Origin of the sequence: Pseudomonas sp. IPO3749, assembly GCF_013386605.1 — a bacterium.
GTDB lineage: Bacteria > Pseudomonadota > Gammaproteobacteria > Pseudomonadales > Pseudomonadaceae > Aquipseudomonas > Aquipseudomonas azotoformans_A.
The window spans coordinates 23939-35532 of sequence record NZ_JACARN010000019.1 but is presented as its reverse complement, the minus strand read 5'-3'; the positions used below and the strand labels follow the sequence as shown (position 1 = coordinate 35532).

At 60.5% G+C, this 11594-nt stretch carries 13 protein-coding genes; 9 read left to right on the top strand and 4 right to left on the bottom strand.

The features are described 5' to 3' along the window. The 5 genes from HX812_RS09540 (at nt 1) to HX812_RS09520 (ending at nt 3327) form a co-directional block, all read left to right on the top strand. Nucleotides 1–702, top strand: coding sequence for an ABC transporter ATP-binding protein (locus HX812_RS09540; RefSeq protein ID WP_010212366.1), 702 nt, complete (start codon nt 1–3; stop codon nt 700–702). Nucleotides 703–873: 171 nt separating this feature from the next. Further along, on the top strand, nt 874–1170 hold the full coding sequence (locus HX812_RS09535; RefSeq protein ID WP_012722651.1) for a DUF2282 domain-containing protein: 297 nt from the start codon (nt 874–876) through the stop codon (nt 1168–1170). Nucleotides 1171–1193: 23 nt separating this feature from the next. Then, the gene (locus HX812_RS09530) at nt 1194–2072 is read left to right on the top strand and encodes a DUF692 domain-containing protein (RefSeq protein ID WP_038849747.1); all 879 of its coding nucleotides are present in this window, start codon (nt 1194–1196) and stop codon (nt 2070–2072) included. Beyond that, nucleotides 2069–2845 carry a DNA-binding domain-containing protein gene (locus HX812_RS09525; RefSeq protein ID WP_038849745.1) on the top strand — a complete coding sequence of 259 codons (777 nt, stop codon included), beginning with the start codon at nt 2069–2071 and terminating at the stop codon, nt 2843–2845. Before HX812_RS09530 ends, HX812_RS09525 begins: the two co-directional genes overlap by 4 nt. Beyond that, a complete protein-coding gene (locus HX812_RS09520; RefSeq protein WP_038849743.1) occupies nt 2842–3327 on the top strand; it encodes a DoxX family protein in 486 nt (161 codons plus the stop codon). The genes HX812_RS09525 and HX812_RS09520 overlap by 4 nt, the downstream gene beginning before the upstream one ends. Here HX812_RS09520 and HX812_RS09515 read toward each other — a convergent pair. Continuing rightward, nucleotides 3324–4232, bottom strand: a complete 909-nt coding sequence (locus tag HX812_RS09515) for a LysR family transcriptional regulator (RefSeq protein ID WP_038849741.1) — start codon at nt 4230–4232, stop codon at nt 3324–3326. The genes HX812_RS09520 and HX812_RS09515 overlap by 4 nt on opposite strands. A 104-nt stretch (nt 4233–4336) precedes the next feature. Here HX812_RS09515 and HX812_RS09510 point away from each other — a divergent pair, with 104 nt between their 5' ends. Then, nucleotides 4337–4936 carry a short chain dehydrogenase gene (locus HX812_RS09510; protein ID WP_038849739.1) on the top strand — a complete coding sequence of 200 codons (600 nt, stop codon included), beginning with the start codon at nt 4337–4339 and terminating at the stop codon, nt 4934–4936. On the opposite strand, the gene HX812_RS09505 is transcribed toward HX812_RS09510, so the two are convergent. Further along, nucleotides 4921–5301: a hypothetical protein gene (locus tag HX812_RS09505; protein WP_050572485.1), complete on the bottom strand. Its 381-nt coding sequence runs from the start codon at nt 5299–5301 to the stop codon at nt 4921–4923. The genes HX812_RS09510 and HX812_RS09505 overlap by 16 nt on opposite strands. Before the next feature lie 182 nt (nt 5302–5483). Here HX812_RS09505 and HX812_RS09500 point away from each other — a divergent pair, with 182 nt between their 5' ends. Together HX812_RS09500 and HX812_RS09495 are read left to right on the top strand one after the other, a co-directional pair. Then, the gene (locus HX812_RS09500; protein ID WP_038849737.1) at nt 5484–6155 is read left to right on the top strand and encodes a COG3650 family protein; all 672 of its coding nucleotides are present in this window, start codon (nt 5484–5486) and stop codon (nt 6153–6155) included. A 106-nt stretch (nt 6156–6261) separates the two neighbouring features. Then, nucleotides 6262–7875, top strand: coding sequence for an NAD(P)/FAD-dependent oxidoreductase (locus tag HX812_RS09495; protein ID WP_038849735.1), 1614 nt, complete (start codon nt 6262–6264; stop codon nt 7873–7875). Between the two features lie 43 nt (nt 7876–7918). Here the strand turns inward: HX812_RS09495 and HX812_RS09490 are convergent, their stop codons facing one another. Continuing rightward, entirely contained in the window at nt 7919–9013 is a 1095-nt protein-coding gene (locus HX812_RS09490; protein ID WP_038849734.1) for a PLP-dependent cysteine synthase family protein, read from the bottom strand. Between the two features lie 216 nt (nt 9014–9229). Between HX812_RS09490 and nhaA the strand changes: the two genes are divergently transcribed. Next, nucleotides 9230–10417 (top strand): Na+/H+ antiporter NhaA, encoded by a 1188-nt coding sequence (nhaA, locus tag HX812_RS09485; RefSeq protein WP_038849732.1) that lies wholly within the window; start codon nt 9230–9232, stop codon nt 10415–10417. Nucleotides 10418–11120: 703 nt separating this feature from the next. Here the strand turns inward: nhaA and HX812_RS09480 are convergent. Continuing rightward, entirely contained in the window at nt 11121–11585 is a 465-nt protein-coding gene (locus HX812_RS09480) for a glycine zipper 2TM domain-containing protein (RefSeq protein ID WP_003189251.1), read from the bottom strand. Nucleotides 11586–11594 lie beyond the last annotated feature (9 nt).

Here is an 11594-nt window from a genome sequence, read left to right as displayed (position 1 = left end):
ATGCTGCAATTCGAAAACGTTTCCACTTTCTACGGCAAGATCCAGGCCCTGCACAGCGTCAACGTCGAAGTGCGTCAGGGTGAGATCGTCACGCTGATCGGCGCCAACGGTGCCGGCAAATCGACCCTGTTGATGACCCTGTGCGGTTCGCCCCAGGCCCACAGTGGCAGCATCCGCTACATGGGTGAAGAACTGGTGGGTCAGCAATCCTCACAGATCATGCGCAAGAGCATTGCGGTGGTGCCGGAAGGCCGTCGTGTGTTCTCGCGCCTGACCGTGGAAGAGAACCTGGCCATGGGCGGGTTCTTCACCGACAAGGGCGATTACCAGGAGCAGATGGACAAGGTGCTGCACCTGTTCCCTCGGCTCAAGGAGCGCTTCAGCCAGCGCGGCGGCACCATGTCCGGCGGCGAGCAGCAGATGCTCGCCATCGGCCGGGCGCTGATGAGCAAACCCAAGCTGTTGCTGTTGGACGAACCTTCACTGGGCCTGGCACCGATCATCATCCAGCAGATCTTCGACATCATCGAACAGCTGCGCAAGGACGGTGTGACGGTGTTCCTGGTGGAGCAGAACGCCAACCAGGCGCTGAAAATCGCTGACCGTGCCTATGTGCTGGAAAACGGCCGGGTAGTGATGCAGGGGACGGGCGAGCAGTTGCTGACCGATCCGAAGGTGCGCGAGGCGTATCTGGGCGGCTGATAAAAGGCCCTTGATGAAAGCCATCAGAGGAGCTGGGAAACCAGCTCCTCATTTTTTTGGGAAAAATAAAAGATTTTCCCTACGCGCTTGTAACGATTTTCTCCGTACCGTCTCTAGAGGTGTAAGCAGGCATGTAAGCCTGCCACCTCAACCTACTGCTGGAGATACACCATGACGACCAAACTGTCCGCCGCCACCCTCGTTCTGGCCCTCGGTTCCGCCCTGAGCCTGTCCGCCCTGACCACCACCGCCCACGCTGCCGACGACATGCAGAAATGTTTCGGCGTCGCAGAAGCTGGCAAGAACGATTGCGCCGCGGGTGCAGGCACTTCCTGCGCTGGCACCTCGAAAACCAAGGATCAAGCCAACGCTTGGAAACTGGTCCCAGCCGGCACCTGCCTCAAGACCCCAAGCTCCACCTCGCCCACCGGTTTCGGCCAGGAAGCAGCCTTCACCGCCAAGTCCTGAAACCTCGTAAAACCTGAGTACTGATGATGACCCTTTCATCCCTGCAAGCCGTCTCCCAGGCTCAGGCGCCCGGCCTTCCCCGCCGGGCCGGGCTGGGGCTCAAGCATGAGCATTTCCTTGAAGTGCTGGAGACCTCGCCCGACATCGGTTTTTTTGAAGTGCACGCCGAAAACTACATGGTGGCCGGCGGCCCGTTTCATCATTACCTGGGGTTGATCCGCGAGCAGTACCCGCTGTCCTTGCACGGCGTGGGCCTGTCCATCGGCGGCGAAGACCCGCTGGACCGTGAGCACCTGGCACGGTTGGCCGCGCTGATCGAACGCTACCAACCCCACTCTTTTTCCGAACACCTGGCCTGGTCAAGTCACGGCCCGGTGTTTCTCAATGACCTGCTGCCCCTGGCCTACGACAGCGCGACCCTGCAACGGGTGTGCGAACACGTTGACCAGGTGCAAAGCACGCTCAAGCGCCCGATGCTGCTGGAAAACCCGTCGACTTATCTGCAATTCCAGCGCTCTACCCTGGACGAGACAAACTTCATCAGCGAAGTCATCCGCCGCACTGGCTGTGGTTTGCTGCTGGATGTAAACAACGTCTATGTGTCGTGCATCAACCACCAGCGCGATCCACTTGCCTACCTCGACGCGTTGCCATTGCACGCGGTGGGCGAGATTCATCTGGCCGGTTTTGCCGAAGACACTGACAGCCTTGGTGATCGCCTGCTGATCGATGATCACGGCGCACCGATTGATAACGCCGTGTGGCAGCTGTACGAAAAGGTACTGACACAGGTCGGCTCAGTGGCGACTTTGATCGAGCGGGACAACCAGGTGCCAGCGTTCAGCGTACTGCTGGCCGAGGCTCAACAAGCCGAATGGCATCTGTCGAAGGTGAAAGCATGAGCCTGCACGACGATTTCGCCGAGGCCTTATTGGCGCCGGACCTGGCCTGCCCCGAGGGCCTATTCAGCACCAATGGCGCCGACCCCGCCAGCCGCTTCGTGGTGTATCGCAATAATGTGCACAGCTCATTGATCAACGCACTGGCGACCGCATATCCCGTGACATTGCAACTGGTGGGCGATGAGTTCTTCCGAGCAATGGCTGGCCTGTTTGTACAGGTTTGCCCACCCACCAGCCCGTTGATCAGCGAGTACGGCAGTGCGTTCGCGGCGTTTATCCAGGATTTCGAGCCTGCCGCCAGCGTGCCCTACCTGGCGGATGTCGCGCGCCTGGAACGCTTGCGTGTGCGTGCCTATCACGCAGCGGATACCCAGCCGCTGGACCAGCAGACGGTTCTCCTGGCACTGCAAGGCCAGGCAGACCTGGGGAAACTGCGCCTGCAACTGCATCCCTCCCTGGCCACCTTGAATTCAGCCTATGCGGTGGTGGCCGTGTGGGCCGCGCACCAGACCGAGGGTGGCCTGGCCACGTTGAATCCCTGGCACGCCCAGGGTGCGCTGGTCATGCGTCAGGGCCTGGACGTTCAGGTGTTTGCTATCGACCACGGCTCAGTCGCGTTTATCGACAGCCTGGCCCATGGCACGCCCTTGGAAAAAGCCGTGGAGCAGGCGCTTGAAACGTCCACCGAGTTCGATCTGCACCAATGCCTGACGCTGTTGATCAGCCACAACGCAATCACCCATTTGCAACCAGAACAAAAGGTATCGCCATGAATACTCGTCCATCGTGCCTGATCAATCGGGTTATCGCGCTTTTCGAACAGATTCCCTACAGCCTGATCGCCTTTCTCGCACGCTTCTCCATTGCAGCCGTGTTCTGGAAATCCGGGCAAACCAAAGTCGAAGGCTTCGCGATTGATTTGATCAGCGGCACCTTCCAACTAGGTGCACCGAAACTGGCGGCTTCGACATTGCCGCTGTTTCGCAGCGAATACCACGTGCCGCTGTTGTCGCCGGAAATCGCGGCGCACATGGCCGCATTCGCCGAACATTTTTTCCCGGTGTTGATCCTGGTGGGGTTCGCCACGCGCTTCTCGGCCTTGGCCCTGATCGGTATGACTCTGGTGATTCAGCTGTTCGTCTACCCGGACGCCTACCCAACCCATGGCACCTGGATCGCGCTGCTGTTGCTGCTCGTGGCCAAAGGGCCGGGGCGTCTGTCCATCGATCACCTGATCGCCCGTCGCTGCGCTTAAAGCCGATCCAGCGCCTCGCCGCTGCGCTTGAACCAATCCACCAGGTAATCGGCCAACACCTGGGTGCGACGCGGCAAACCGCCCTGATAAGGATGCACCAGGTACATCGGCAGGCTTCGCGTCTGATACTCGCGCAGGAGCCAACGCAAGCGGCCGTCAGCCAATTCTGCTGGAAGCACATAGGACGGCAGCCGTGCGATACCGGCGCCCACCAGCGCGGCCTTTTTCAACAGGTTGTAATGGTTGGAGGCGAATGTGCCGCTGACCCGCACCCGCAGCAATTCGTGCTGCTGGTGGTACAGCCACTCTTCGCGCCCGCTGTAATGGCTGTTGAGCAGGCAGGTGTGGGTTGCCAGGTCGGCCGGGGTCTGCGGCTCGCCGTGCTGCTCGAGGTAGGCCGGGCTGGCGCAGGTCATCTCATGCCAGGCCAGCAATGGTTTGGCCACCAGGCGCTCGTTCTCGATGGCACCTGAGCGCACGCCGAGGTCAAAGCCGTCCCGCGCCAGATCCCGGTAGCTGTTGTTGAGCTCCAGCTCGATCTGCACTTGCGGGTACTCTTTGGAAAACTCCAGCAACAAGCCGTCGAAGAATGTTTCCCCCAACGACACCGGCACTGTCATGCGCACCGGTCCGGCCAGGTCGTCCTTAAGCCGGGCTAATGCCTGCCGGGCCCGATCCACCTGCACCACCAAAGCCTGGGCTTGGGGCAGCAACGCTGCGCCGGCGGCCGTCAGGCTGAGCTTGCGCGTGGTGCGGTGCAGCAGCACCACGGAAAACCGCGCTTCCAACTGGCTGATCCGCTTGGACAACTGCCCTTTGCTGCAGCCCAGTTGCTCGGCGGCCACGGTAAAGCTACCGGCTTCGATCAGCACGGCGAAGGCCGCCAGATCATCCATCTCGCTCATGGATTGTTTCCATTTGAAAACCAAAGGTTGCCTATTAGCACGTTTATCCGCCCAAAAAGCCACACTAGACTGAATCCTCACTTACCCCTTGGAGGAACAGCACGATGAAAATCCTATTGATTGGTGCCAGCGGCACGGTTGGCTCTGCGGTCAAGGCAGAGCTGGCTCAGCGTCACGACGTGATCAGCATCGGCCGCAACAGCGGTGACTTCCAAGTGGATATCAGCGACAGCGCGTCGATCCGCAAGCTGTTCGAACAGACCGGCAAGTTCGATGCCCTGGTCTGTGCGGCAGGCAGCGTGAACTTTGTGGCGCTGGGTGAGATGAGCGAAAGCGATTTCGAACTGGGCCTGCGCGACAAGCTGATGGGCCAGGTCAACCTGCTGTTGATCGGCCGCGAGTACGCCAACGATGGCGCCTCATTCACCTTCACCAGTGGCATTCTGAACCGCGATCCAATCCGCACCGGCGCCTCCGCGGCACTGGTCAACGGCGCACTCGATGCCTTCGTCAAAGCCGCGGCGATCGAGTTGCCGCGCGGGCTGCGCGTCAACTCGGTGAGCCCGACTGTCCTGCTGGAGGCGATGGGCAGCTACGCGCCGTACTTCCGCGGGTTCAAACCGGCGACAGGTGCCGACGTGGCACTGGCCTACGCAAAAAGCGTCGAGGGCTTGCAAACCGGTCAGACCTACATCGTGGGTTGAGCGGCCACCGCCTCACGTGAGAACCGAGACATCCATTCAACCACCAGCGCACGCGGGGCGGAAAACCTGAACGCCCCGCCCAGCTGGCTTTGAACCTTGGACGTGCTTAACGGGTAACCGTCTACATAGAGTGTTACGTACTTTTGGTAGGCCAGCAGCGTAATGGATTGTGTCCTTGCCTTCGCCTCTGGGCTCAGCGAGACATCCACGTCGACATAAGCCGAATCGGACTTTCCAGCACGCTTGAGCGTCATCGAAATATCCGTGAAGTCAGTGGCTGACGAGTAAGAAAGCCGGGCGGGCTCGTCCGAAAAGCCAGTATTTGCCCACAGCAGCAGCATGCAGATGCTCCATTTGATATTCATGGCGACCTCCGGTCAAAAGAGGTCGACCCTCTCACAACTCTCCGAACCTGAGTGTAGGAAAAGTTTCAAACAACAACGCGCCGTTTCCCATCATTGCGGGGCAGGCGGCTCAAACCCTGTCCCGGACTTGTGATGCAGCGCAGGCCTGCGTAACGTGACGGCACTTGTCTGGAGACCCGACCATGCGTGCCGCCCATACCCTCGCTCTACTTGCCTTGTTTCCCCTGTTTGGCGCCTGCCAGATGTTCGATAACGATCCGGCCAAGCCTTCTATCGCCGGACTGACCCGCATGCAGGGCGAACTCACGGCAGTCGGCGGCAAACTGCTGTTCCAGCCCTGCAGCGACAAACGCAATTACGTGGTCAACGACACCGGCGGCACCAGCATCCTGCAGGAGGCAGCCTCCCTTGCTGGCGAGCAAGGCGCGTTGTTTGCCGACCTGCGCGGTAAGTTCTCCGGGGTTGCCAGTGGCACCCAGGGCAGCGTCGACCTGCAACAACTCTACCGCGTCGAGCGGTCGACCTCGGCCTGCAACGACCCCGACTTCAAACGCATGATCCTGCGCGCCAACGGCCACAAGCCGACCTGGGTGATGAACGTCACCGCCAAGGGCCTGGTGCTGGAACGCGAAGGCCAGCCGCCACTGGCGGTGCCTTATGTAGAAGAACAAATCGGTGACGGCCGTTTCAACCTGATGACCGAGGCCAACAACCAGCACGTGGAGTTATGGGTAGCCCCGCAACGTTGCGTCGACCCGGTCAGCGGCAGCCTGCAACACATGACCGCCGAACTGCGCGTCAACGGCCAGGTGCAGCGCGGTTGTGCGTCGTTCGGCGGTTCGCGCGACGACTGACGCCACGCCGTGCTGTTTTAACATGACGGGAAACCGCCATTGGGGCTTATAATCGCCGGTTTGCAAAACAGCCGGCCTCCGAGCCCGCCGCCTACCGGATCCTGTCATGTTACGAATCACCGAACTCAAGCTGCCCATCGACCATCCCGAAGAAGACCTACGGCCCGCCATCGTGCAGCGCCTGGGCATCGCCAGTGATGACTTGCTCGATTTCACCCTGTTCAAGCGTAGCTACGACGCCCGCAAGAAATCCTCGGAGCTGTGCTTCATCTACACCATCGACTTGAACGTGAAGGGCGAAGCCGCCCTGCTGCTCAAGTTCGCCGATGACCGCAACGTCAACCCGGCGCCGGATGCCAGCTACAAAGTCGTGGGCCAGGCGCCGGAAGGCCTGACGGAGCGTCCAATCGTGGTCGGTTTCGGCCCGTGCGGCATCTTCGCCGGCTTGTTGTTGGCGCAGATGGGCTTCAAGCCGATCATCCTTGAGCGCGGCAAGGAAGTGCGCCAGCGCACCAAGGACACCTGGGGCCTGTGGCGCAAAAGCGTGCTTAACCCCGAGTCCAACGTGCAGTTCGGTGAAGGGGGCGCCGGGACCTTTTCCGACGGCAAGCTGTACAGCCAGATCAAGGACCCGAAGTTCCACGGCCGCAAAGTCCTGCACGAGTTCGTCAAGGCCGGTGCACCGGATGAGATCCTCTACGTCAGCAAGCCGCACATCGGTACGTTCCGCCTGACCGGCGTGGTAGAGAACATGCGCGAGCAGATCATCGCCCTCGGCGGTGAAGTGCGCTTCGAACAGCGCGTGACCGACGTACTGATCGAAGATGGCCAGTTGAACGGCGTCGTCGTCGATGGCGGCGAGCAGATCCTGTCCAAGCACGTGATCCTGGCGCTGGGCCACAGCGCCCGCGACACCTTCCGCATGCTCCATGGCCGTGGTGTGTACATGGAAGCCAAGCCGTTCTCGGTGGGTTTCCGTATCGAACACCCGCAATCCTTGATCGACGCCGCGCGACTGGGCAAATACGCCGGCCACCCGAAACTCGGCGCGGCCGACTACAAGCTGGTGCACCACGCCAAGAACGGCCGTTCGGTCTACAGCTTCTGCATGTGCCCAGGCGGCACCGTGGTCGCAGCGACTTCCGAACCAGGCCGTGTCGTCACCAACGGCATGAGCCAGTACTCGCGTAACGAGCGCAATGCCAACTCCGGCATCGTGGTCGGCATCACCCCTGAGGTGGATTATCCGGGTGGCCCGCTGGCGGGTATCGAGTTGCAGGAGCGCCTGGAGTCCCACGCCTACGTCCTCGGCGGTAGCAACTACGAGGCGCCGGCGCAGTTGGTGGGTGACTTCATCGCCGGCAAGCCGTCGACGGCGATCGGCAGTGTGGAACCGTCCTACAAACCGGGCGTATCCCTGGGCGATTTGGCGCTGGCTTTGCCGGACTTCGCCATCGAAGCGATCCGTGAAGCCCTGCCGGCGTTCGAAAAGCAGATCAAGGGTTACTCGCTGCACGACGCGGTGTTGACGGGTATTGAGACACGCACTTCGTCGCCGCTGCGGATCACCCGTAACGAATCGATGCAGAGCCTGAACGTGAAAGGCCTGTTCCCTGCCGGGGAAGGCGCCGGTTATGCCGGTGGGATTCTGTCGGCAGGCGTGGATGGGATTCGGATTGCCGAGGCGTTGGCGCGGGATATGCTGGGTATCGAAGCCTGACACATGCCCTTGTAGGAGCCCGGTTCGCCGGGCTCCTACACGATTAAATGTTGGCGCGCAGGATGCTGTCCGGCAACGGCTCGCCCCGCTCGACACTGGCCGCAACGGCCGCAATCAACCCAGCCAATTCATAGCCCTGGGCGTTGAGCCAGGCCTGATCGTAGTAAGTCGTGGCATACCGCTCCCCGCCATCACACAAGATCGCCACAATCGAACCCGACTCCCCCGCCGATTTCATTTGCTGCGCCGCCACCAGAGCGCCGACCAGGTTGGTCCCGCTGGAACCACCGACCCGCCGTCCCAAGCGCTCGGCCAGATAGTGCATGGCCGCCAGCGACAGCGCATCCGGCACCTTGACCATCGCATCGATCACCTTGGGCAGAAACGACGCCTCGACCCGTGGCCGACCAATGCCTTCGATGCGCGAACCACAGTCCAGGCGCAAGCTCGCATCGCCACTCTGGTAGAAATCAAAGAACACCGATCGCTCGGCATCGGCGCACAACACGCGTGTGCTGTGCTGGCGATAACGCACATAACGACCAAGGGTCGCGGTGGTGCCGCCAGTGCCGGGGCTGGAGATCAACCAGCTCGGTTCCGGATGCTGCTCGAAGCGCATCTGCTGGAAGATCGACTCGGCGATATTGTTGTTCGCCCGCCAGTCGGTGGCGCGTTCGGCGTAGGTGAACTGGTCCATGAAGTGACCGCCACTTTCCCGCGCCAGGCGTTCGGATTCGGCGTAGATCTGCGTGGGATCCTGTACCAGGTGGCTCTTGCCGCCGTAGAAGGCAATCTGCGCGATTTTTTCCTGGGAAGTGGTGGCCGGCATCACCGCAATAAACGGCAAACCAAGCAGGCGCGCGAAGTAGGCTTCGGAAATTGCCGTCGAACCGCTGGAGGCCTCGATCACCGGCGCGCCCGGCTTGAGCCAACCGTTACACAGCGCGTAGAGAAACAGCGAGCGGGCAAGTCGGTGTTTGAGACTGCCGGTGGGGTGGCTGGACTCGTCCTTGAAGTACAACTCGATACCCGGCAACCCCGGTAGCGGCAAGGGAATCAGGTGCGTGTCGGCGCTGCGCTGGAAGTCGGCTTCAATAATGCGAATGGCTTCGCGGGCCCAGGGACGGTGGTCGCTCATGGAGGGTTTCTCTGAAGGTGTAAGCCCTGATTTTAGGGGGTTTCCTACGTGTCACACAGATACAGTACCGACTCAATCGGACACACAATTGCTAGGCTTAGACGCAACGTCATGCCAAACAGCTGCTTATAACAAATAAGAATATAACTTTTGTTTTAACAACTAACGGTACGGGTTAGGGTACCCACCTATTGAATCTGGATTGGAGAGCATCCCTTGCCTCTGCGTAGCACTTTTACCCGTTTCTTCCAGCTGGAAGCCGCCAGCGGTCTGTTATTGATCGCGGCTGCCGCCTTGGCGTTGATCATCAACAATTCACCTTTGTCGCACCTGTACGAGGCGTTTCTCGACGTACCGGTGGTGGCACAGGTCGGCGCGTTGAAAATCGCCAAGCCGGCCTTGCTGTGGATCAACGATGGCCTGATGGCCTTGTTCTTCCTGCTGATCGGCCTGGAGGTCAAGCGTGAACTGCTCGACGGCCACCTGTCCAAGCCCTCGCAAGTGGTGCTGCCCGGCGCGGCGGCTATCGGCGGCATGGTCGTGCCGGCGCTGATCTACTGGGCGATCAACAAGGATTACCCCGCCGCACTCTCCGGCTGGGCGATCCCCATGGCCACCGACATTGCCTTCGCCCTCGGCGTGCTGGCCTTGCTCGGCAAGCGCGTGCCGGTGTCGCTGAAGCTGTTCCTGATGACCCTGGCGATCATTGACGACCTGGGCGCGATCATTGTGATTGCGGTGTTCTACTCCGCCGACCTGTCCGGCGCTGCCCTTGCTGGCGCGGGTGCGTGCTTGGTTGCCTTGATTGCGATGAACCGCCTGGGCGTCATCAAGCTCGGGCCGTACCTGATCATTGGGCTGATCCTGTGGGTCTGCGTACTCAAGAGCGGCGTGCATGCAACGCTGGCCGGTGTGACATTGGCCTTCTGCATCCCCATGCGTACCAAGAACGCCGAGCCCTCGCCGCTGCTCACGCTGGAACACGCCCTGCACCCGTGGGTGGCCTACGGCATCTTGCCGCTGTTTGCCTTCGCCAACGCCGGCGTATCCCTGACCGGCGTCAGCCTGGAAAGCTTCACCCACCACGTGCCCATGGGCATCGCCGCCGGTTTGTTGATCGGCAAGACCGTGGGTGTGTTTGGCCTCACCTGGCTGGCTATCAAGACCGGCCTCGCCGCCCTGCCCAGCGGGGCGAATTGGGGGCAGGTGTTTGGTGTGGCGATCCTGTGTGGGATCGGCTTTACCATGAGCCTGTTTGTTGGTTCGCTCGCGTTTGTGCCGGGTGCCAGTGAGTTTGCAGGTGAGGACCGAATGGGGATTTTGACCGGATCGATTCTGGCAGCGTGTATTGGTTATGCGGTGACGGCGATGGCGAGTCGTAAGAAGGCCACACTTCAGGGTTGAACTGACAGACCGAAAACCAAAAAGCCGCCTCGGACTGACCGAGGCGGCTCCACTTCTCAGACCTTACAGGTCATCGAAGCTGTCTCGCAGGAACTTCCATACGTGATAAGCACGCAGGCAGTTCACTACGAGGTTCCACATACGTCGTGCAAACTTCGACATACTCGGCCCCCTTACGTTGGGCCTACCTCCAGCACACTTACCGGAACACGTGGCCTTTGGATGCAGGTCAATGCATCTTTGAGGCGGCCGGGTTGATGGGCTTTCCGCGTGAATCCGGCACGGATTACTAGCCCGTGGCGGTCAGTCCAAGAATTCGCGCGCGTACCCGGCTCACCTAAAAGCAACAAACGTAGAACAGGGAAGAGCCTAACGGATATCCCAAATGAAGGTGTGACGAACAGTGATCAAATATCCAGTACTCTTGTGAGATCTATTGCAAGTTTTTACTGCGCTCGTGGTCTATCTCCCAACCTTGCATGACAGTATGACCAGGGGTAATATCGGGCTGCAGGTCAATGCATCTTTGAGGCGCATCGCCAGCTGCTAGTTGGATATGCAATAAAAAACCGCCCTACTAAGGCGGTTTTTTATTGCCTGCGTTTTTGCATTCAACCCGGCCGCCACCTAAAAATGCCCGCCCAGAAAACCAAAAACCCCAACCAGTCACCCGGTTGGGGTTTTGTGTTTCTACAACCCGCGCTTAGCGAGTAACGCGGCTGGTGCCATCAACGGTCATGATGCGCACGCGGTCACCAATGCGGAAGATTTCATTCTCCTGCACAGCCTGCACGTAGGCGCGCATGCTGCCGTCGTCTTCGCGAACGGTGATTTCCACGCCTTGAGTGCGAGTCAGCCCTTCTTCGGTGGCCGAACCCAACAGGCCGCCAGCAACAGCGCCGATCACGGCGGTCACGATGCTGCCACGGCCACCGCCGATGGCGCTGCCGCCAACACCGCCGATGACTGCGCCGGCAGCGCCGCCGATTGGGGTCTTGGTGCCTTCGATCTTCACAGGACGCAGGGATTCGATGGTGCCCATGCGCACGGTCTGTACACGACGCGCTTCGTCACGGGAGTACGAGTCGCCGGTCAGACTCGAGGCGCAGCCACCCAGCAGCAACGACAGGGTGGTAAAGCAGGCAACCAGTAAAACGGACTTACGCATAGCATCAAC